The sequence below is a fragment of the Azospirillum sp. genome, assembly GCF_035628975.1.
In the GTDB taxonomy this organism is placed as follows: domain Bacteria; phylum Pseudomonadota; class Alphaproteobacteria; order Azospirillales; family Azospirillaceae; genus Azospirillum.
In genome coordinates this window covers 81,323-101,926 of sequence record NZ_DASPIS010000022.1, presented here as the reverse complement: position 1 = coordinate 101,926, position 20,604 = coordinate 81,323, and the positions used below count along the sequence as shown (strand labels likewise).

24 protein-coding genes and 2 tRNA genes are annotated in these 20,604 nt (G+C 67.5%); 14 read left to right on the top strand and 12 right to left on the bottom strand.

The window, feature by feature from the left end; genetic code table 11:
* Window positions 1–24: 24 nt before the first annotated feature.
* The 6 genes from VD964_RS04780 to VD964_RS04755 form a co-directional block, all read right to left on the bottom strand.
* Window positions 25–597 carry a hypothetical protein gene (locus VD964_RS04780; protein WP_324866091.1) on the bottom strand — a complete coding sequence of 191 codons (573 nt, stop codon included), beginning with the start codon at window positions 595–597 and terminating at the stop codon, window positions 25–27.
* A 218-nt stretch (window positions 598–815) separates the two neighbouring features.
* Window positions 816–1,895 (bottom strand): chorismate synthase, encoded by a 1,080-nt coding sequence (gene aroC / locus VD964_RS04775; protein WP_324866089.1) that lies wholly within the window; start codon window positions 1,893–1,895, stop codon window positions 816–818.
* Window positions 1,896–2,062: 167 nt separating this feature from the next.
* Window positions 2,063–2,137, bottom strand: a tRNA-Thr gene (locus tag VD964_RS04770).
* Between the two features lie 36 nt (window positions 2,138–2,173).
* Window positions 2,174–2,248, bottom strand: a tRNA-Thr gene (locus tag VD964_RS04765).
* A 161-nt stretch (window positions 2,249–2,409) separates the two neighbouring features.
* Complete coding sequence (locus VD964_RS04760; RefSeq protein ID WP_324866087.1) at window positions 2,410–4,344, bottom strand: nucleoside-diphosphate sugar epimerase/dehydratase; 1,935 nt, start codon at window positions 4,342–4,344, stop codon at window positions 2,410–2,412.
* A gap of 45 nt (window positions 4,345–4,389) precedes the next feature.
* On the bottom strand, window positions 4,390–5,334 hold the full coding sequence (locus tag VD964_RS04755; protein WP_324866085.1) for an SDR family oxidoreductase: 945 nt from the start codon (window positions 5,332–5,334) through the stop codon (window positions 4,390–4,392).
* 172 nt (window positions 5,335–5,506) lie between these two features.
* Here VD964_RS04755 and VD964_RS04750 point away from each other — a divergent pair, with 172 nt between their 5' ends.
* On the top strand, window positions 5,507–6,556 hold the full coding sequence (locus VD964_RS04750; protein ID WP_324866083.1) for a glycosyltransferase family 2 protein: 1,050 nt from the start codon (window positions 5,507–5,509) through the stop codon (window positions 6,554–6,556).
* Here the strand turns inward: VD964_RS04750 and VD964_RS04745 are convergent.
* Genes VD964_RS04745 through VD964_RS04735 form a run of 3 tightly spaced genes read right to left on the bottom strand, consistent with a single transcriptional unit; the run spans window position 6,518 to window position 9,398 of the window.
* A complete protein-coding gene (locus VD964_RS04745; protein WP_324866081.1) occupies window positions 6,518–7,369 on the bottom strand; it encodes a glycosyltransferase family 2 protein in 852 nt (283 codons plus the stop codon). The genes VD964_RS04750 and VD964_RS04745 overlap by 39 nt on opposite strands.
* A gap of 5 nt (window positions 7,370–7,374) precedes the next feature.
* Window positions 7,375–8,379 carry a glycosyltransferase family 4 protein gene (locus VD964_RS04740; protein ID WP_324866080.1) on the bottom strand — a complete coding sequence of 335 codons (1,005 nt, stop codon included), beginning with the start codon at window positions 8,377–8,379 and terminating at the stop codon, window positions 7,375–7,377.
* Between the two features lie 35 nt (window positions 8,380–8,414).
* On the bottom strand, window positions 8,415–9,398 hold the full coding sequence (locus tag VD964_RS04735; protein ID WP_324866078.1) for an SDR family NAD(P)-dependent oxidoreductase: 984 nt from the start codon (window positions 9,396–9,398) through the stop codon (window positions 8,415–8,417).
* 168 nt (window positions 9,399–9,566) lie between these two features.
* Here VD964_RS04735 and VD964_RS04730 point away from each other — a divergent pair, with 168 nt between their 5' ends.
* Together VD964_RS04730 and VD964_RS04725 are read left to right on the top strand one after the other, a co-directional pair.
* Entirely contained in the window at window positions 9,567–9,905 is a 339-nt protein-coding gene (locus tag VD964_RS04730) for a hypothetical protein (protein ID WP_324866076.1), read from the top strand.
* A 35-nt stretch (window positions 9,906–9,940) separates the two neighbouring features.
* Window positions 9,941–10,087: a hypothetical protein gene (locus VD964_RS04725; RefSeq protein ID WP_324866074.1), complete on the top strand. Its 147-nt coding sequence runs from the start codon at window positions 9,941–9,943 to the stop codon at window positions 10,085–10,087.
* 148 nt (window positions 10,088–10,235) lie between these two features.
* Here VD964_RS04725 and VD964_RS04720 read toward each other — a convergent pair whose 3' ends face one another.
* Window positions 10,236–10,697 (bottom strand): GNAT family N-acetyltransferase, encoded by a 462-nt coding sequence (locus VD964_RS04720; protein WP_324866072.1) that lies wholly within the window; start codon window positions 10,695–10,697, stop codon window positions 10,236–10,238.
* A 133-nt stretch (window positions 10,698–10,830) separates the two neighbouring features.
* Between VD964_RS04720 and dcd the strand changes: the two genes are divergently transcribed.
* The 3 genes from dcd to VD964_RS04705 all read left to right on the top strand — a co-directional run bounded on the left by dcd (window position 10,831) and on the right by VD964_RS04705 (window position 13,274).
* Window positions 10,831–11,385: a dCTP deaminase gene (dcd, locus tag VD964_RS04715; RefSeq protein ID WP_014248468.1), complete on the top strand. Its 555-nt coding sequence runs from the start codon at window positions 10,831–10,833 to the stop codon at window positions 11,383–11,385.
* 52 nt (window positions 11,386–11,437) lie between these two features.
* Window positions 11,438–12,730: a UDP-N-acetylglucosamine 1-carboxyvinyltransferase gene (murA, locus tag VD964_RS04710; protein WP_324866068.1), complete on the top strand. Its 1,293-nt coding sequence runs from the start codon at window positions 11,438–11,440 to the stop codon at window positions 12,728–12,730.
* Between the two features lie 64 nt (window positions 12,731–12,794).
* Window positions 12,795–13,274: a DUF2948 family protein gene (locus VD964_RS04705; RefSeq protein WP_324866065.1), complete on the top strand. Its 480-nt coding sequence runs from the start codon at window positions 12,795–12,797 to the stop codon at window positions 13,272–13,274.
* A gap of 62 nt (window positions 13,275–13,336) precedes the next feature.
* Here the strand turns inward: VD964_RS04705 and VD964_RS04700 are convergent, their stop codons facing one another.
* Entirely contained in the window at window positions 13,337–13,693 is a 357-nt protein-coding gene (locus VD964_RS04700; protein ID WP_324866063.1) for a hypothetical protein, read from the bottom strand.
* Between the two features lie 132 nt (window positions 13,694–13,825).
* Here VD964_RS04700 and VD964_RS04695 point away from each other — a divergent pair, with 132 nt between their 5' ends.
* Complete coding sequence (locus VD964_RS04695; RefSeq protein ID WP_324866061.1) at window positions 13,826–14,398, top strand: type 1 glutamine amidotransferase domain-containing protein; 573 nt, start codon at window positions 13,826–13,828, stop codon at window positions 14,396–14,398.
* A 156-nt stretch (window positions 14,399–14,554) separates the two neighbouring features.
* Here the strand turns inward: VD964_RS04695 and VD964_RS04690 are convergent, their stop codons facing one another.
* Entirely contained in the window at window positions 14,555–15,223 is a 669-nt protein-coding gene (locus tag VD964_RS04690) for a LuxR C-terminal-related transcriptional regulator (protein ID WP_014248463.1), read from the bottom strand.
* A gap of 403 nt (window positions 15,224–15,626) precedes the next feature.
* Here VD964_RS04690 and VD964_RS04685 point away from each other — a divergent pair, with 403 nt between their 5' ends.
* The 7 genes from VD964_RS04685 to ureC all read left to right on the top strand — a co-directional run bounded on the left by VD964_RS04685 (window position 15,627) and on the right by ureC (window position 20,598).
* Window positions 15,627–16,349, top strand: a complete 723-nt coding sequence (locus VD964_RS04685) for a response regulator transcription factor (RefSeq protein WP_310112550.1) — start codon at window positions 15,627–15,629, stop codon at window positions 16,347–16,349.
* Between the two features lie 88 nt (window positions 16,350–16,437).
* A complete protein-coding gene (locus tag VD964_RS04680; protein WP_324866117.1) occupies window positions 16,438–17,304 on the top strand; it encodes an urease accessory protein UreD in 867 nt (288 codons plus the stop codon).
* Window positions 17,305–17,427: 123 nt separating this feature from the next.
* Window positions 17,428–17,619, top strand: a complete 192-nt coding sequence (locus VD964_RS04675) for a hypothetical protein (protein ID WP_324866057.1) — start codon at window positions 17,428–17,430, stop codon at window positions 17,617–17,619.
* Window positions 17,616–18,116, top strand: a complete 501-nt coding sequence (locus tag VD964_RS04670) for a hypothetical protein (RefSeq protein ID WP_324866056.1) — start codon at window positions 17,616–17,618, stop codon at window positions 18,114–18,116. Before VD964_RS04675 ends, VD964_RS04670 begins: the two co-directional genes overlap by 4 nt.
* A gap of 127 nt (window positions 18,117–18,243) precedes the next feature.
* Entirely contained in the window at window positions 18,244–18,546 is a 303-nt protein-coding gene (locus tag VD964_RS04665) for an urease subunit gamma (protein ID WP_014248459.1), read from the top strand.
* Window positions 18,547–18,558: 12 nt separating this feature from the next.
* The gene (locus tag VD964_RS04660; RefSeq protein WP_324866054.1) at window positions 18,559–18,864 is read left to right on the top strand and encodes an urease subunit beta; all 306 of its coding nucleotides are present in this window, start codon (window positions 18,559–18,561) and stop codon (window positions 18,862–18,864) included.
* A gap of 24 nt (window positions 18,865–18,888) precedes the next feature.
* Window positions 18,889–20,598: an urease subunit alpha gene (gene ureC / locus VD964_RS04655; RefSeq protein WP_324866052.1), complete on the top strand. Its 1,710-nt coding sequence runs from the start codon at window positions 18,889–18,891 to the stop codon at window positions 20,596–20,598.
* The last annotated feature ends 6 nt before the right edge of the window (window positions 20,599–20,604 follow it).

The window sequence follows — 20,604 nt, the reverse complement described above, 5'->3', positions numbered from 1 at the left end:
GTCGCTGGGATTGCTATATAGGGATCAATCGGCATCGGGGCGGGTTGACCATGGCCTGCCGGACATCGCGCGGATGGCGTCGCTGCGCTCCAGCGCTTCGCGGAAGCCGGCGAGCGGGAAACGCACCTCCGTCTTCTCGCCGGCCGGTGACTGGCCGACGATGGAGACTTCCGGCGCCGGGGCGATCCTCTCCACCATGCGGCGGTTGATGTCGGGATCGGTCACCGCGCAGGTGTTGGTCTCGAACCGGTAGGGCTTGCAGGGGGCGTCGGGCTTGAACACTGCGCGGTCGGCCCAGACGCGCACCAGCTTGTCGAGATCCAGCGCTTCGGCGGACACCCGGAAGCGCAGCCCCTCGCGCCATTTCTCGGTCGAGCGCAGCCAGACCAGCCGGGCGGTGCGGTCGTTGGTGCCGCGGGCGGTCAGCTCGCATTCCACCTGCCGGGTGGCGGTCCAGAGCTGGCAGTAGAGCTTCCAGGACTTGAAGGTCTCGTCGAACTCCTGGAAGGGCCTGGTGTCCGCCATGGCCGCGGGCACGGCGGCGATCAACATCGCCAGGGCGAGGATCAGGCGCTGTCCGTGGCGGAGAGCGGGCATGGGGTGGTCCTGTGGTGTGGGGTGACTGTGTAAGGGACCGTTATTGCCGGCGCTGTGGCCCCCTCCCTAACCCTCCCCCGCCTTTGGCGGGAGAGGGAACTCCGCCGTTTTGGCATTTCACTCACGCCGACTAACGTCCTGCCCCCTCTCCCGCGATCGGACCGGCCTTCGGCCGCCCGAGAGCGGGGGAGGGATGGGGAGGGGGTATCGCCGACAACCTACTCCCGCCGCTCGGCCCGCCGACGCAGCAGGTGGTCGGCCAGCACGCAGGCCATCATCGCCTCGCCCACCGGCACGGCGCGGATGCCGACGCAGGGGTCGTGGCGGCCCTTCGTCAGGATGTCGGTGTCGTTGCCGGCGGTGTCCACCGTCTGGCGCGGGGTCAGAATCGAACTGGTCGGCTTCACCGCGAATCGCACGACGATGTCCTGCCCGGTGGAGATGCCGCCCAGGATGCCGCCGGCATTGTTGGACAGGAACTGCGGCTGACCGTCCGGACCCATGCGCATCTCGTCGGCGTTCTGCTCGCCGGTCAGTTCGGCGGCGGCGAAGCCGTTGCCGATCTCCACGCCCTTCACTGCGTTGATCGTCATCATCGCGCAGGCGAGGTCGCTGTCCAGCTTGTCGTAGAGCGGGTCGCCCAGGCCGACCGGCACGCCGGACGCCACCAGTTCCACCACCGCGCCGACCGACGAGCCGCTCTTGCGGATGCCGTCGAGATACTCGGCCCACCGGGTGGCGGCGACCGGGTCGGGGCAGAAGAAGGGGTTGTTGTCGATCTCCGCCCAATCCCAGCGGCTGCGGTCGATCTTGTGCGGACCGATCTGCACCAGCGCGCCACGCACCTGGATGGCGCTGCCCAGCACCTTGCGCGCCACCGCACCGGCGGCGACCCGGCAGGCGGTTTCCCGCGCCGAGGACCGGCCACCGCCGCGGTAATCGCGGATGCCGTATTTCTGCCAGTAGGTGTAGTCGGCATGGCCGGGGCGGAATTTGCCGGCGATGTCGCTGTAGTCCTTGGAACGCTGGTCGGTGTTCTCGATCAGCAGCGAGATCGGGGTGCCGGTCGTCTTGCCCTCGAACACGCCGGACAGGATCTTCACCTGATCGGGTTCCTGGCGCTGGGTGGTGTAGCGGGACTGGCCGGGCCGGCGCTTGTCCATCCAGGGCTGGATGTCCGTTTCCGCAACGAGGTCGATCAGCGACGGGCAGCCGTCCACGACGACGCCGATGGCCGGACCGTGGCTCTCGCCCCAGGTGGTGAAGCGGAAAAGCGTGCCGAAGCTGTTGCCGGCCATGGTGACATCCTCCCGAAACGAACCCGCGCCTGTGATTTCACGCACTGTGAAATCGTGTACCAACTGTTCACGCTGTGTGAACGCGCGCGCGTTTCTTGCGGCCTTTCGGCGGCAAGGTCAAGGAAGCGATGAACCGATTTTCAAGGGGAGTTTTTAAAAGAGGAGGATGGTGCTGCCAGAGAGGATTGAACTCTCGACCTCTCCCTTACCAAGGGAGTGCTCTACCACTGAGCTACGGCAGCGCCGGATACGAACGCCTGATGACAGGATCGGAGGAATGGTGCTGCCAGAGAGGATTGAACTCTCGACCTCTCCCTTACCAAGGGAGTGCTCTACCACTGAGCTACGGCAGCCCCGATAACCGATCATCGCCGGGGCGATGCGTCCGGGTGAGGCGTTCAGGCTTGACCGCCCCCCGAAGTGGCGCGGGTTATGCCACAGGCCTTTTGGGGATGCAAGCGCTTAAAATCACACCGCAGGCCACTTTTTTTCGCTCCCGGAATAAGCTCCCGAATTACGCCTGCGTGGCGGCAGGCGGAAGCACCGCTTCGGCGCGGAAATCGGGCACGACGGTGCCGAGGATCGACAGAACCCGCTCGCCGTCGCCAGCCCGCGCCGCGGTTTCCAGCTCGCCCACCGCACGGTTGATCAGCGCATAGTCGATCAGCCGGGGGGAGGCGAGGAAGACGCCGTCGGCCTCGGTGCGGCTCGGCGCCTCCGCGGCGGTCAGGATTTCCTCGAACAGCTTCTCGCCTGGGCGCAGGCCGGTGTAGGCGATCTCGATGTCCACGCCCGGCCGATAGCCGGCCAGCCGGATCATCTGGCGGGCGAGGTCGGCGATCTTCACCGGCTCGCCCATGTCCAGCACCAGGATCTTGCCGCGGTCCTCCGCGCGGGTGGCGCCGTGGGCCGACGCCTGCAGCACCAGTTCCACCGCTTCGCGCACGGTCATGAAATAGCGGCGCATGTCCGGGTGGGTGACGGTCAGCGGCCCGCCCTGCGCCAGCTGCCGGGTGAACAGCGGCACGACGGAGCCGGACGAGCCCAGCACATTGCCGAAACGCACGGTCATGTAGCGGGTGGCGTGCTCCGTCCCGTCGCGCGGCGGCAACACGTCCAGCGCCTGGCAATAGGTCTCGGCGAAGCGCTTGGCCGCGCCCATCACGCTGGTCGGGCGGATCGCCTTGTCGGTGGAGATCAGCACCATGGCGAGGCAGCCGGCGGTGCGCGCCGCGTCGGCCACGTTGCGGGTGCCGACCACGTTGGTCAGCGCGCCCTCGCACGGGTTGGCCTCCACCAGCGGCACATGCTTCAGCGCGGCGGCATGGAAGACCAGGGCGGGGCGTTCGTCCTGGAACAGGCGCATGACCCGGTCGCGGTCGCGCACGTCGGCGATCACCGCGCGGGTGTCGAGGCCGGGGAACTTCTCCCGCACCTCCATCTCGATGCTGTAGAGGTTGAACTCCCCGGCATCGAGCAGGATCAGCCGTTCCGGACCCAGCGCGGCGATCTGGCGGACCAGCTCGCTGCCGATGGTGCCGCCGGCGCCGGTGACGATCACCCGCCGCCCGCCGATCAGTCCGGAGATGGCTCCGCGGTCCAGCACCGCCTGCGGCCGGCCCAGCAGATCCTCCAGCGCGATGGGGCGCACCTCCACGCCCTTGCCTTCGCCCAGCGCCGACTTGAACTCGGTCAGGCTGGGCAGCCGGGACATGACCAGCCCCAGCGCCTCCGCCCGGTCGAGCAGGCTGCGCAGGGTCGATCCCTTCAGCTCGGCATTGCCCTTGGTGATGATCAGCCGCTGCGGCCGTTCGCCCTTGCGCTCCAGCGCCTGGACCACCTGTTCGAGGTCGTCGGGGCCGCCCAGCACCGGCACGCCGCGCACGGCATGGCCGATGCGGCGGCCCTTGTCGTCGAGGATGCCGACCACGCGGTAGGCCGACTGTCCCGGCTGGTCGAGCGAGCGGATGAACAGCTCCGCCGCGTCGCCGACGCCCAGCAGCAGGACGGGGATGCGCGGCACGCCCTCCACCGCCTCGGCCCAGCTGAAACGGCGGTCCTTCAGGAAGCGGTAGGCGAAGCGCGGCCCGCCCAGCAGCAGCATCTGCACCAGCCACAGGATCGGCGGCAGCGAGCGGGGAAGCAGTTCGGCGCGCGTCAGCAGGAACATCGCCAGCACGAAGCACAGCACCGCCACCGTGACGGCGCGCACCACCTGCATCAGGTCGGGGATGGAGGCGTAGCGCCAGATGCCGCGGTACAGACCGAACAGCACGAACACCGCGGCCGACAGCCCGACCAGCACCGGCAGGGCGATCGTCAGCGCGTCGAAGTAAAGACCGAAGGCGGAACCGCCCACCCGCAGATAGAGGGCGACGACCAGGGCCACCCCGGTCATCACCAGATCATGCAGGAACACCAGGGATGCCCGTGCGGACGGGATGCGCATGCCGCTAAACCTTGTTCGTTCGTTCGGCTTGTTTCGACGTCGCGATCAGCCGCGGGAAGCTTTGAACCATTCCGCCGTGGCGCGCAACCCGGTCGCAAGGTCATGGGGCGGGCGCCAGCCAAGCCTGTTGCGGATGGGAGCGTCATCCACCGTGAGCGTGCCCGCCAGACGGTCGAACACCGCCCGCGTCCCGGTCAGCGCCGCGCCCAGCGCCATCAGCCCCTGCGGCACCGGGATCAACCGGGCCGGACGGCCGAGCGCGGCGGCGATGGCGCGCACCAGATCGGCGGTCGACAGCGGCTCCCCATCCTGGACCAGGAAGGTCTGTCCGGCGGCATCATGATGCTCCAGCACCGTCACCACCGCATCGGCGAGGTTGCCGACATAGATCAGGCTGCGCCGGTTGCGGATGCCGCCCAAGGGCAGCGGCAGGCCGGTCGCCACCAGCTTCAGCAGGGCGCGCATGTTGCCGGCGGCGCCTGGCCCATAGACCAGCGGCGGGCGGATCACCGCGACCTCCATGCCGGTGCGGGCCGCGATCTCCGCCAGCGCGCGTTCGGCTTCCAGCTTCGACACTCCATAGGGGCTGTGGGGGTCGGGTGTCGTCGCGGCGTCCAGCGGGGTGGGGCGGCTTTCGTCCACCATCGCCTTGATGCTGCTGAGGAAGACGAAGCGCTTCACCCCGGCCGCGGCCGCCTGCTCCGCCAGCCGGACGGTGCCGGCGGTGTTGACGCGGCGAAACTCCGCCAGCGGATCGGCGGCGGTGTCGCGCATCACATGGACGCGGGCCGCCATGTGGATCACGGCGGCCACGCCGGCGAGTGCGGCCGTCCAGTCGGTGTCGGGGCCGATGTCGCCGACGACGGCCGGCTCCCACGGCCCTTCCGAGGCGGTGCGCAGCGCCGCACGCACCTGATGTCCGCGGGCGGCCAGCAGCGGGACGGTGTGGCGGCCGACGAAGCCGGTGGCGCCGGTCAGGAGAACGCGCATGTGCGGGATGGTCCGGGCTTGGTTGGTATGGTGGACTGAGGAACGATTTATTATCCGGTTTGGCCAGGGTGCGCCACGGCGCAAGGTCCCAGGCACCTTTTCCGGCTTTCGGTCGATGAAGGGAATGGTTATAAGCTGGACAGGGACGCGTGAATAAGGACGCTACCAAGACATGTCACATCTCGTGGACGATGCGAATGATCGGCACAGCCGAATCATCATCGTCAGCTTTAATTGCGCCGACTTCGTCAATCGCGTCATTGGTTGTCTGCTCGACCAGACCGATCCCGCTTTCGAGGTGGTGATCGTCGACAATGCCTCGAAGGACGTCGACGGCATCGCTCTGCCTGCCGATCCGCGATTCCGCATGGTCCGGCTGGACACGAATGTGGGCTTCGCCAAGGCGAACAATGTCGGTGCCGCCGGTGCCACCGTTCCCTGGATCGTCACGCTGAACCCCGACGCCTTCCCGCGCCGCGACTGGATGGAGCGGCTGCAGGCCGCCGCCCATGCGCAGCCCGATGTGGCGATGTTCGGCTCGACCCAACTTTTCTCGCACGATCCCCGCATGATCGACGGCGAGGGCGACCAGTATTCCATCTTCGGCTTCGCCTGGCGGGTCAACTACCGCCGCATGCTGAAGCCGCCCTACTACAGCGGAACGGTCTTTTCGCCGTGCGCCGCCGCGGCCATGTACCGGCGCGACTATTTCGAGGCCGTCGGCGGCTTCGACGAGGATTTCTTCTGCTATTGCGAGGATGTCGATCTCGGCTTCCGCATCCGGCTCAGCGGCGGACCGGCGGTCCAGGTCGGCGACGCGGTGGTGGAGCATGTCAGCAGCGGCGTGTCCAAGCAGTACGGCACCTTCGCCCAGTATCACGGCGTCCGCAATCTGGTGTGGACCATGGTGAAGAACATGCCGCTGCCGCTGCTGCCGCTGGCCTTCTTCGGCCATGCGCTGCTGGTGGTCTATCTGGTGTTCCGCAGCCTGGGCAGCGACCGCACCGGCGCCATCGGTCGCGGCATCCGCGATGCCCTGTGCGGGCTGCCTCGCATGATCGCCAAGCGCCGCGTCATCCAGCGCGACCGCAAGGCCACGCTGGGTCAGGTCGCCGGCATGATCGCCTGGAACCCGCTGCTGCTGAAGACCCGCGGCCGGCCGGGGCTGCGGAAATCGCACAGCTCAGACCAGCCGCCATCCGTGGGTGTTGAAAAAGCGTAGGGCGGAACGGGCGAACATCCGGATGTGCGCGCCGCCCTTGCGCGCCGCCTTGCCGCCGAAATGCACCATGCGCACCTCCGGCACATAGGCGATCTCACCCAGCGTCATCGCTCGGCGCGACAGGTCGAAATCCTCGAAATACAGAAAATAGCCGTCGTCGAAGCCGCCCAGCCGGGTCAGCGCATCGCGCCGGAACAGCATGAAGGCTCCGCTGACCTGCTCAAGCCCGGTGACGACGGCGTCGCGGGTGACGTCGCGCATCTCGTAGCGGTCGAGCCGCCGGGTGAACATCCGCTTGACCGATGCAGGGGCGAAGGCGCGCAGGCCGAGATCCAGCACGGTCGGCCGGCGCTTGCACAGGAATTCCTGCTCGCCCGACGGGCCGAACACCTTGGGCGTCAGCAGGACGGTGCGCGGGTGCGCCTCCATATAGCGCCAGCCGGCCAGCAGAGCGTCGGGTTCCAGCAGGATGTCGTAGTTCAGGATCAGGTGATAAGGCGCGTCGCCCTGCCGGATCGCCAGATTGTGCCCGGCGCCATAGCCGACATTGCCGTGCCCTGCGATCAGCGTCACCGGCGGCCGCCCGGCTTCCGCATAGCGGTCCAGCAGCGCCCGGAACGGGTTGGAGCCTGGGTCGCTGCCCCCATGGCCGTCCTTTGGTGAGCCATTGTCGACGATCCACAGCCGGGTCTGTACCCCGGCCCCCTCGGCCAGCCGGTCGGCGGCGGCACCGATGGTGTCGAGCGAACGGGCCAGCAGCTCCGGATCGGGATGGTAAAGGACGACCGACAGGTCGAGGAATGCAGCGGTCATCGGGATCATGCCTTCGACATGCGCGTCAGCGTTGCCAGCAGCAGCGCGACGGTCACCGCACCGGGCAGGAGCGTCCAGGCGCCGAAGCTTCCGGCTGCCAGCGCCGCGGCGACGAGGACGAGGCTGTAGCCGATGATGGTCAACACCACGCGGTCATGCCGTCCGGCGCCCTTGGCGGCCTTCTGGTAGAAATGCTCGCGGTGGGCCTGCCAGATCTTCTCGCCGCGCAGCAGCCGGCGCAGCAGCGTGATGGTGGCGTCGGTCAGGTAATAGGCAGGCAGGATCAGCGCCGCCGCCCAATCGCCACGCGCCGCCAGCGAGGCAAGCAGGAAGGCCAGGATATGGCCGAGCGGGATGCTGCCGACATCGCCCATGAACATGCGGGCCGGCCGCCAGTTGTGGGTCAGGAACCCCGCCGCTGCCCCGGCCAGTGCCGCCCCGGCGACTCCGGTCAGCCCGAACTCTCCCATCGCCAGCGACACCAGCGCAACGCCGCCGCCGATCAGGATCGTTTCGCTGCCGGCCAGCCCGTCGATCCCGTCCATGAAATTATAGAGATTGACGAACCACAGCCACAGGAAGGCGGTCGCCGCACGGTCGAGCCCCCAGGGCAGCCAGCCCTGCCACACCAGCTGGTCGGACGGCAGCGCCAGCAACCCAAAGGCCACCGCCAGCGCCTGCACCGCCAGCCGCAGCAGCGGCGATAGTTCCCGCCGGTCGTCCATCCACGACACGCCCATCAGCGCCAGCGTCCCCAGCAGCACCGCCCCCGTCTCCAGCGGCCGGCCGAAAACGATCCCGGCGACGGCGAAGACCGGCACCACCGTCAGCATCACCGCCCAGCCTCCGCCGCGTGGGGTGGGAGCCTGATGGCTCGACCGTTCGTTCGGGATGTCCATGATGCTGCTCGCGAGCAGATAACGCAGAACCCGCGTCGACAGGTACCAGCCGACGGCCAGACAGAGCAGGAAGACGCCGATCAGCGCGGTCGAATAGGCGGTGGAGGTCATGATGGCTCGGGCGGTGGAGGTGGCGGGTGGAAGGCTCAGAGCTTGTGATAGCCCTTGTACCACTCCACGAAGCGCGGCAGGCCGATCTCGATGGGGGTCTTCGGTTCGAAGCCCAGCACTTGGCGGCTCAACTCGATGTCGGCAGCGGTTTCCTGCACGTCGCCGGCCTGCATCGGTTCCATCACCTTCACGGCCTCGCGGCCGAAAGCCTGCTCCAACACGCCGATGAAGCGCATCAGCTCCTCGCACCGGTTGTTGCCGAGGTTGAAGACGCGGTGCGGGGCGCCGGTCTCCGCATCGACGGGGGCGGGGCGGTCGAGGGCGGCCAGCACGCCGGCGACGATGTCGTCGATATAGGTGAAGTCGCGCTTCATCTTGCCGCCGTTGAAGACGCGGATCGGCCGGCCGGCGGTGATGGCGTCGGCGAACAGCCAGGTCGCCATGTCCGGCCGGCTCCACGGGCCATAGACCGTGAAGAAGCGCAGGCCGGTCATCGGCATCTGGTAGAGGTGGCTGTAGGTGAAGGCCAGCATCTCCGCCGCCTTCTTGGTCGCGGCATAGACCGACACCGGGCTGTCGACCCGATCCTCCACCGAGAACGGCATCTTGCGGTTGGCGCCATAGACGGACGAGGTCGAGGCATAGACGAAATGCCGCAAGTCCGGCATGCGCCGCGCCGCCTCCAGCAAGGTCACCTGACCGGTGACGTTGGCGTCGACATAGGCATAAGGGTTCTCGATGGAGTAGCGCACGCCCGGCTGTGCCGCCAGATGGACCACGCCCGTCACATCACCGAACTGTGGCCACAGACCTTCCACCGTCGCACGGTCGGAGATGTCGGTCCTGATGAAGCGGAAGCCCCGCCGGCCGGTCAGCCGGGCCAGCCGCGCCTCTTTCAAGGCCACCGCATAATAGTCGTTCAGGTTGTCGAGGCCGAGCACGCTCTCCCCGCGGTCCAGCAGCGCAGCCGCGACATGCGATCCGATGAAGCCGGCGGCACCGGTGACGAGGATGGTCATGGTCTCACAGTCCTTATGACGATGGTCCGACGGTCTTATGCCCCAGCGGCGGCCGGGGCGCCAGCCTGCATCCACGACCTTTCCGTGACCGGTTCGCACGCTTGACAGGCGCTCCACGCTGCCGGTCTACTGCGCGACCGCGACACATCAGGACCGATGGGACCATCGATGCCCCCGAAGAAGAATCCGCTGAACCTGAACCCGCTGCAGCTGCGCACCCTGACCCTGCTGCAGGAACTGGCCCGCCTGGAGAACAAACCGGCCGAGGACGAGGAGGGGGGTTTCCAGATCACCGCCCTGCCGCATGCGCACGGCAACCACTTCCATCTGGGCCATTCCGTCGTTGCCGCCAAGGACGCCACCGGCCTGCAGAACGACGCCGTCTGGACCATTCTGGAGCGCAAGGGCATCGTGAAGCGCACCCCCGGCGCGGCGATCCTGACCGCGGCCGGCGTCGAGTATGACACCGGCCTGCGCGACCAGATCCTGCACCAGTCCAACCACTGAGCCCGGCCATTGAGGCCGGTTGCGGAGCCGCTCCGATGGACGACACCGCCGAGACGATGAAGGAACCGCCGGCTCCGGTGAAGCCGAAGCCGGCTGCTGCTGCCCGCGACGAGCGCCTCGCCGCCCGCCTGCGCGAGAACCTGCGCAAGCGCAAGGAGCAGGCGCGGCAGCGGGGGGAGTGAGTGGGACGCAAGGCACCGATGCCCCTCCCTAACCCTCCCCCTCTTCGAGGGAGAGGGGACTGCCGCCGCTTCGCCTTAAGGCACCCTCTCCCACCGAAGGTGGGGGAGGGTCGGGGAGGGGGCGAGCGGCCGAAGGCCGCTCCAACCGCTAAGCCAAATCCTTCCTGAACCAGATCTGCTTGTGTCCCGGCGGATAGCCCTCCATCTCCGCCCATACCTCATAGCCCAGCTTCGGGTAGAAGCCCGGCGCCTGGAAATCGTAGGTGTAGAGCCGCGACCAGCGGCAGCCGCGTGTGCGCGCCTCCGACTCTGCCGCAGCCATCAGCCGGCCACCGAGGCCGCTGCCGCGGGTGGACTCGTCGACCCACAGCAGGTCGACATACAGCCATTCCCAGTTGGTGTAGCCGACCAGCCCGCCCTTCAGCGTGCCGTCCGCATCGCGGGCAACGGCCACCAGGTCGCGGCGGTCATAGGGACGGCCGAGCGACGCCTCGTTGTAGGCGCGCAGGCCGTCGAAGACTCCGGCCAAATCGGCCGGGGCGGGGGTGTCCGTCACGGACAGGGTGAAGCTCTGGATCATGGTGGACAGCTTAGCCGCGGCGGCGGGCAAGACCAGCGCCGTGATAAAGAACCGTCCATGCGCCCCAAGCGGCCTACCTTTCCTTGAGCCCCGCCGCGTGCTCGGCTACAAACCAGCCTTCACGACCCTCAATCCAATCGATACGCCAAGGAGTACCCCCGCGATGGGCATCATGCCGGACAGCTGGATCCGCGAGATGGCCGAGACCAAGGGCATGATCGAGCCCTTCGTCGAGACCCAGAAGCGCGAAGGCGTGATCTCCTACGGCGTGTCGTCCTACGGCTACGACGCCCGGGTCGCCGACGAGTTCAAGATCTTCACCAACGTCGACAACGCCATCGTCGATCCGAAGCGCTTCGACGATTCGAGCTTCGTCGACCGCAAGACCGACGTCTGCATCATCCCGCCCAACAGCTTCGCGCTGGCACGCACGGTGGAGTATTTCCGCATCCCGCGCGACGTTCTGGTCATCTGCCTGGGCAAGAGCACCTATGCCCGCTGCGGCCTGATCGTGAACGTCACCCCGCTGGAGCCGGAGTGGGAGGGCCACGTCACGCTGGAGATCTCCAACACCACCCCGCTGCCCGCCAAGGTCTATGCGAACGAGGGGCTGTGCCAGTTCCTGTTCCTGAAGGGCGACAGCGTGTGCGAGGTGTCCTACGCCGACAAGTCCGGCAAATACATGGGGCAGAAGGGCGTCACGCTGCCCCGGCTCTGAGCACTCCTAATCTGAACGCTCGTCAGAGCGTATCCGCGAAAGAAACAGGTCCATGGACAAGATCCGCATCCGCGGCGGCCGCCCGCTGAATGGCTCCATCACCGTTGGTGGCGCCAAGAACGCCGCCCTGCCGCTGATGACGGCGTCGCTGCTCACCGACGAGACGCTGACGCTGACCAACCTGCCGATCCTGGCCGACATCAACACGCTCTGCAATCTGCTGTTGCAGCATGGCGTGGCGATCCATATGGCCGGGGCCGGCGGCGATTGCGCCGGACGCGCCGTGGACTTCACCGCGCGCGACGTCACCAACACCACCGCCCCCTACGATCTGGTCCGCAAGATGCGCGCCAGCGTGCTGGTGCTGGGTCCGCTGCTGGCCCGCTGCGGCGAGGCCAAGGTGTCGCTGCCCGGCGGCTGCGCCATCGGCGCGCGTCCGGTGGACCTGCACATCAAGGGCCTGGAGGCGATGGGCGCCGACATCCGGATCGAGGCGGGCTACATCGTCGCCAAGGCTCCGGCCGGCGGGCTGCGCGGTGCGGAATACGTCTTCCCCAAGGTGTCGGTGGGTGCGACCGAGAACCTGCTGATGGCCGCCACGCTGGCCAAGGGCACCACCATCCTGGTCAACGCCGCGCGCGAGCCGGAAGTGACCGACCTCGCCGAATGCCTGGTGAAGATGGGGGCGAAGATCACCGGCATCGGCACCGACCGGCTGGTGGTCGAAGGCGTCGACCGCTTGCACGGCGCCCGCCACATGGTGGTGGCCGACCGCATCGAGACCGGCACCTACGCCATGGCCGCGGCGATCACCGGGGGCCGTCTTGACATCATGAACACCCGTCTCGATCTGATCAAGGCGGCGGTCAAGGCGCTGGCTCCGGCCGGCGTCGCCTTCGAGGAGATCGAGAACGGGATCCGCGTTTCGCGCGCCAACGGCGAACTGCACGGCGTCGATGTGATGACCGAGCCGTTCCCCGGCTTCCCCACCGACCTTCAGGCCCAGATGATGGCCCTGATGTGCACGGCCAAGGGTGCGGCGATGATCACGGAAACGATCTTCGAGAACCGCTTCATGCACGCGCCGGAGCTGACGCGCATGGGCGCGCGGATCACGGTCCACGGCTCGTCGGCCCTGGTGCGCGGTGTGGAGCGGCTGACCGGTGCGCCCGTGATGGCGACGGACCTGCGCGCTTCGGTGTCGCTGGTGCTCGCCGGGCTGGCGGCGGAGGGGGAGACGATGGTCAACCGCGTCTACCACCTCGACCGCGGCTATGAGCGGGTGGAGGAGAAGCTGGCCGCCTGCGGTGCGGAGATCGAGCGCATCCACGGCGGCGACGAGTAAGCGGCGGGGGCGCCCCTCCCGCCATCCCATAGAGGTTGGCCTTTCCCGAGAGGTGCCCTTGATTATGACGGCCATCACCCCGATCCGCCTGCGTGCCGAGGATGAGGAGGACCTGAAGGTCGTTTCCGCCTGCCTGCAGGACGCCATCCTGCCGGTCGGCGACATGTGCTTCCAGCCCGACGAGAAGCGGTTCGTCATGGTCGTCAACCGCTTCCGCTGGGAGTCGGCCGACCAGCCCCGGCCCGGCCCCACCGCCGACGACGACGATCTGGCTCCCTATGAGCGGGTCCATTGCGGCGTGCGGGTGGAGGGGGTGACCGGCGCAAAGCTGCGCGGTTTCGACCTGAAGGACCGCGGCCAGATGCTGGAACTGCTGTCGATGGAGACGGTGGAGGGCGGGGTCGCCCTGCATTTCGCCGGCGGCGGTTGTGTCCGGCTCGACGGGCCGTCCTGGCGCATGGTGGTGGAGGATCTGGGCGAGCCCTGGCCCACCGGCTGCAAACCCTGCCATCCTGACGAAACCGGTCCCGACCAGATCGCCTGACCAGATCGCCTGAATGGTCGGGCGGCCCGGCGGAGCGCCGGTTCAGCGCTCCGCGAGTTGGCTCAACGCTCCGCGACCTGGGTGTCGCTGTGCAGGCGGCGGATCACGTCCTCCGCAGTCTTCTTGTAGGTGACGGTGTCCACGTCCTCGCCCGGCGCCAGCTGCGAGCGGTGGACGGTGAAGAAGCGGTGGCCGACGTCCAGCATGCCGCTGGCCTCGACCAGGATGCTGTCGTCCTTGCCGGTGGCGGCCGGGGAAACGGAAACGATCTGTCCCAGTTCTTCGCCGAGCAGGCCGGTCACCTCGACGCCGACGAGGTCGTCACCACCGCGCGGATCGGCGGCCAGCGCCGACTCGGCCTGGGCAAAGGATAGGGTCGTCGCCAGCGCAAGGCCGGCCAACATGGTCTGGAACCGCATGAGTCGGGCTCCCATCGCTGATGTGTGTCTCGTATGTCACAATCAACATAGGAATTGCGGGACAGTTCCCAGGGAACCATCCAGGGGTAATCCGGTTGCCGCGGTACGACCTTCAGCGAAGGAGACCCCTCCATGGCACAAAAACTCGACGGCAAGACCGTCGCCGTCCTCGCCACCGATGGCTTCGAACAGGTGGAACTGACCGAACCGGTGAAGGCGCTCCGCGAGGCCGGGGCCACCGTGCATGTGGTCGCGCCCAAGGGCGGGCAGATCCAGGGCTGGAATCACCATGACCGCGGCGACATGGTCGATGTGGACGTGACGCTCGACCAAGCCGATGCCGCCCGCTACGACGCGCTGCTTCTGCCCGGCGGCGTGATGAACCCGGACTCGCTGCGGCTGGAGCCCAAGGCGATCGAGTTCGTGAAGAGCTTCGTCACGTCCGACCGGCCCATCGCGGCGATCTGCCACGGCCCCTGGACGCTGATCGATGCCGGCGGCGTGCGCGGCAAGCGCATGACCAGCTGGCCGTCGCTGCAGACGGACCTGCGCAATGCGGGCGCAACCTGGGTCGACGAGCAGGTGGTGACCGACCACGGGCTGGTCACCTCGCGCAAGCCCGACGACATTCCGGCCTTCTGCCGCAAGATGATCGAGGAATTCTGCGAAGGCCGCCACGCCGGCCATCGCCACGCGGCGGAATAGGGGCGCATTTGCCCCCTCCCTAACCCTCCCCCGCTTTGCGGGAGAGGGGACTGCCGCCGCTCTGCGCTACACTCCCTCTACCGCCGAAGGCGGGGGAGGGAAGGGACCCATGCGGAAGCATGGGAAGGGAGGGGGCACCCCCCACCAACACACCCCCTACGCCGTCACCAACGGCGACAACCCGTTCTGGATCGCCCACACCGCGGCCTGGGTGCGGTTCTGCGCGTTGATCTTCCGCATCACGTTCTTGAAATGCATCTTCACGGTGGATTCCGTGATGTGCAGGTTTCGCGCGATGGCCTTGTTCGACTGGCCGGCCAGAAGGCAGCGCAGGATCTGGACCTCGCGCTTCGACAGGTCGCCGCTGGGCGGCATGGCGATGGGCGTCGGGGTGTGCTGCGGACGTTCGTTGGCGGCGGCCATCAGCAGGCCGGCGACATGGGTGGGGTAGACCACCTCGCCCAGCATCACCAGCCGCAGCGACCGCAGCAGGCTCTCGCTCGACATGCTCTTGTTCAGATAGGCGTCGGCACCCGCCTTCAGCGATTGCGAAAGGCTGCGGTCGGCGATGGTGTCGGCCAGCACGACGATCCGCGCCGACGTGCCTTCGCGCAGGCGGCGGATACCGGCGATCTCCTCGGGCATGCCGTCCTGCAGCGCCAGCACGATCAGGTCGGGCTGGTCGCCGTCGGCGATGAGGTCGAGCGCGTCGTCGGCACTGGCCGCGTGGGCGCTGACCCGGAAGGGGCCGCCGCCGATCAGCGTCGCCAAAGCCGCCGAGAAAAGCCGGTCGTGGTCGACCAGCATCACAGTCCATGTCTTCATCGATCATCCTCCGCTGGGCCGCCCATTGCCGGGCGGCGGCGATCCCCCCTTTGATCTGCATCCCCTGGACCTTGGTCCGAAGACCAGGGCCAAGGACCGGGCCGACTGATCCGGTCCAGGCAGACTCCGAACATGAAAAATTAGAACAATATTGTTCGGAACAGCGGGCTTTACGCTTCGTGCCGGGATGATTTATACGGTTCATTAACCAACCGCGCAAGATGAGAACAGGAAAGTCACAGCCAATAGATCGGATTTGGGCAGAAATTGAACGGAGATCCGTTCATTCGATATTTAGAGGTAGGCGCGCCATAGAGCGGCGCGAATGAACCGCTTTCCCAATGGGGCTTTTTGGTGTTCTTGGCCCTTCTGAAAAGTGGTCCGCTGAGCATAAGGGGACACGATGGAGTTCGAGCTTCAAGCGCGCGGCAGTTCGCGTAGCGCGGGCAATCCGACGCGGATTTTTCTGGTGGTCGACGAGCAGCCGATGGTTCGCCACGGCTTTGCCCTGTCCATCGGCGAAATCTGCCCCGGAACGCGCGTGCTGGAGGCCGGGTCGTTGGATGAAGCGCTGGACATCGGCCGCAAGACTCCCGAACTGGCCCTGGTCCTGTACGATCCCGGCCCGCCGCGCCTGGACGATGCGGATGCCGGCGGCGGCGGCGCCATCGACGGGCTGCGCCGCCTGAAGGAAACGCTGGGCGAGGTGCCCGTCCTGATCCTGACCAACTCCGACGAGGTGGCGGACATCGTCGACAGCGTCCGCATGGGCGCCCGCGGCTATGTGCTGAAGACCAGCCCGCCGGAGGTGCTGGAGCATGCCATCTCGCTGGCACTCAGCGGCGACGTCTTCCTGCCGCTGCCGCGCGCCGTGCTGAACGGAGCGCTGAGCGAGGGACCGCGCGGCAACGACGACATCCTCGACAGGCTGACCGACCGCCAGCGCGACGTGTTCGAACTGCTGCTGGCCGGCCATTCCAACAAGGAGATCGCCCGCGGCCTCGGCGTGCTGGAAGGCACGGTGAAGGTGCATGTCCGCGCCATCATGCAGAAGCTGGGCGTGCGCAACCGTACCCAGGTGGCGGTGGTCGCCGCCCGCAACGGCTGCTTCTCCGGCGAAGGATAGTCCGGACCTTCGTCCGCATTGCCTGAACCGTCCCGCTTCCGGCAGACTGTCGCCCGCAACATCCGGGGGGAGCGGGCGCTTGGTTCAGGTGGCGGTGGCCGACAGGCCGAAAGACGCAGGTGGCGAGGAAAAGAAGGTCGCCGTCCATGGCGCCGCCACCGTCCGGTTCGAGCATCGCCACGGCGAGACCCGGCTGGCGACGCTCTACCACCACGATCCGCTGCGGGTGCTGATGCCGACGCCGCGCCGGGACGACCTTCCCATCGCGGTGCTCGCCACCACGTCCGGCGGCATGGTCGGCGGCGACCGCATGGACATCGCGCTCTCGGTCGGGCCGGGGGCGAAGGCCCTGGTCACCACCCAGGCGGCGGAGAAGGTCTATCGCTCCACCGGCGCCGACTGCCGCATCGACACCACGCTGTCGGTCGAAGATGGCGCGTGGCTGGAATGGATGCCGCAGGAAGCCATCGTCTTTGAAGGTTCGCGCCTGCGCCGCCTGACCCGGATCGACCTGTCGGGCGACGGCCGCGCCATCGCCGGCGAGATGCTGGTCTTCGGCCGCGCCGCCTTCGGCGAGACGGTGACCCGCGGCCTGATCCGCGACGCCTGGGAGGTCGCCCGCGACGGCCGCCTGATCTGGGCCGACGCCCTGCATCTGGACGACGACATCGCCGAAACCCTGGCCCACCCCGCGGGCTTCGGCGGAGCTGCGGCCTGCGCCACCCTGCTGCACGCCGCCCCCGACGCAGCCGGCCACCTCGATTCCGTCCGTGCCCTGGCCGAGCCGCTTGAGGGTGCCCGCATCGGCGCCACGGCGCTGGATGGCCTGCTGGTCGTCCGCATCCTTGGCGGCGATGCCCGTGCCGTGCGGCTGGCTTACGCCGCCCTGTGGTCCGGCCTGCGCAATGAGGCCGCCGGCCTGCCCACCCGCCTGCCGCGGCTGTGGGAGGTGTGACCGAGGCAATCGGCGCCGCGTTGCAATTGCTGCGAAGATCTCGCGTTTTTCTGCGAGTGTGATACCCTTTTCGAGCATGTGTGCGTAGCGCGCGCAGAGCACAAAATGTCGGGGACGTGGGCAATGGACTCCTACCGCAAGAACTACGAACAGCTGCCGGATACGGATGGGCTGGACGGCGTTCGCATGGGCAACGGCAGTGAGGTGCTCGATTACGACGCTGCGGTTCGGCATCTGGCGGCGTCCAGCGCATTCCTGGCCGAACGTTCGAAGCGGATGGCTGCGCGTATTGCGCAGGGTTCCGCGACGGAATGAGCGACCGGTTATCGACCCTGTTTCTCAAGCGGCGGCATTTTCTCGTTGAGTGCGGTCGTGCCGCCGTCATCGCCTTGCCGGATCGTCTCCGCCCCGTTTTCCTGGCGGAAAGCCTGCACCTCGATCAACTGGTTGAAGATTACGGCGCCTTGCGCGACCAGTTCGTGGCCCGCCACGGCATGGGCGAAAACCTGCTGGCAAACCACAAGGTTGCGGCCCTTTATGTCTGGCTGCTGTCCAAGGTGCCGGCGGAGTCGCTGTTCCGCTTTCCATCCGATGCGCCCGTCGATTCCCGGCGGCTGGTCATGGCGACCATGATGAATGCGGTGTTGGTGGCTCTGCTCGGTATCGATCCGGCGCGCGTGGACGGACTTTTGCAGGACGACATCGAGTACTGCTTGCTGAAGGAAGCTCCGGCGAATCTCGAGTGGCTGTGCTGCACGCTACACGCCCATTGTCTGCTGAACGGTGCGCGGACCAAAATCGCCCGTTACTGATGCCAAGCACTTTCAACCCCCTACGTCATACGACGCACTTGGCGCACCGCATCATCGTGGCATAATCGCTCCCAACCGGCCGGCAATGATCCGGCAACGAACAGGGTGGCGAAAGGGCAATCCCCCGATGAACCTGACAGGGCGCGAGAAGGACAAGCTGCTCGTCGCGATGGCGGCGATGGTGGCGCGGCGGCGGTTGGAGCGCGGCGTCAAGCTGAACCATCCGGAGGCGGTCGCCCTCATCACCGACTACGTGGTGGAAGGCGCGCGTGACGGCCGCACGGTGGCCGAGCTGATGCGCGACGGCGCCACCGTGCTGACCCGCGATCAGGTGATGGAGGGCATCCCCGAGATGATCCACGACATCCAGGTCGAGGCCACCTTCCCCGACGGCACCAAGCTCGTCACCGTCCACCAGCCGATCCGTTGAGGGGGACGCCCGATGAAACCCGGTGAAATCTTCCCGGCGGCCGGCGAGATCGTGCTGAACGACGGCCGCGCCACCGTCGAGCTCGATGTCGCCAATGCCGGCGACCGCCCGATCCAGGTCGGCTCGCACTTCCATTTCTACGAGACCAACGGCGCGTTGACCTTCGACCGCGAGAAGGCGCGCGGCTTCCGGCTCGACATTCCGGCCGGGACGGCGGTGCGTTTCGAGCCCGGCCAGACCCGCCGCGTGACGCTGGTCGCCTATGGCGGCGACCGGGTGGTGATCGGGTTCAACCGCAAGGTCAACGGCGCCCTCTGACGGGCCGACAGGAAGGGCGAGAACATGGCGCACCGCATCGACCGGGCCGAATACGCGGCCCTCTACGGTCCGACCACCGGCGACCGCGTCCGGCTGGCCGACACCGACCTGATCGTGGAGGTCGAACGCGACCACACCGTCTATGGCGAAGAGGTGAAGTTCGGCGGCGGCAAGGTGATCCGCGACGGCATGGGCCAGAGCCAGCGCTCGCGCCACCAGGGGGCGGTCGACACCGTCATCACCAACGCGCTGATCATCGACCATTGGGGCATCGTCAAGGCCGACATCGGCATCACCGGCGGGCGCATCGCCGCCATCGGCAAGGCCGGCAACCCCGATGTACAGCCCGGTGTCGACATCATCATCGGTCCGGGCACCGAGGTGATCGCGGGCGAGGGCAAGATCGTCACCGCCGGCGGCATCGACGCCCACATCCACTTCATCTGCCCGCAGCAGGTGGACGAGGCGCTGAACAGCGGCGTCACCACAATGCTGGGCGGCGGCACCGGTCCGGCCGCCGGCACCGCGGCCACCACCTGCACGCCGGGGCCGTGGCATATGGAGCGGATGCTCCAGGCCGCCGAAGGGCTGCCGATCAACCTGGGCTTCTTCGGCAAGGGCAACACCAGCCGTCCCGACGCGCTGCTGGAACAGATCGCCGCCGGCGCCTGCGGCCTGAAGCTGCACGAGGATTGGGGCACCACGCCGGATGCCATCGACACCTGCCTGACCGTCGCCGACCAGCTGGACGTGCAGGTGGCGATCCACACCGACACGCTGAACGAGTCCGGCTTCGTCGAGGACACCATCGCGGCGTTCAAGGGCCGCACCATCCACACCTTCCACACCGAAGGGGCGGGCGGCGGCCATGCGCCGGACATCATCCGGGTGGCGGGGCTCGACAATGTCCTGCCCAGCTCGACCAACCCGACGCGGCCCTTCACCATCAACACGGTGGACGAGCATCTGGACATGCTGATGGTGTGCCACCACCTCAGCGCCCGCATTCCGGAAGACGTCGCCTTCGCCGAAAGCCGCATCCGGCGCGAGACCATCGCGGCGGAGGACATCCTGCACGACCTGGGCGTCTTCTCCATGATCTCGTCGGACAGCCAGGCGATGGGCCGGCTGGGCGAGGTGATCATCCGCACCTGGCAGACCGCCCACAAGATGAAGCTGCAGCGCGGCCGGCTGCCGCAGGAGACCGGCGACAACGACAATTTCCGGGTCAAGCGCTACATCGCCAAATACACCATCAACCCGGCGCTGTCGCACGGCATCGGCCATGTCGTCGGCTCGGTAGAGGTCGGCAAGCTGGCCGATCTGGTGGTGTGGTCGCCGGCCTTCTTCGGGGTGAAGCCGGACATGGTGATCAAGTGCGGCACCATCGCCGCGGCGCTGATGGGCGATCCCAACGCCTCGATCCCGACGCCGCAGCCGGTGCATTACCGCCCGATGTTCGGCGCCTTCGGCCGGGCGATGCAGGCCAGCAGCGTCACCTTCGTCAGCGCCAAGGCGATGGAACTGGAGGTCGGACGGCAGCTCGGCCTGCACCGCGAACTCATCGCCGTCCAGGGCACGCGGACCGTCGGCAAGAAGCACATGATCCACAACGACGCGACCCCGCACATCGAGGTGGACCCGGAAACCTACGAGGTGCGGGCGGATGGGCAACTGCTGACCTGCGAGCCGGCCGAGGTCCTGCCGATGGCGCAGCGGTATTTCCTGTTCTGAGGCGCT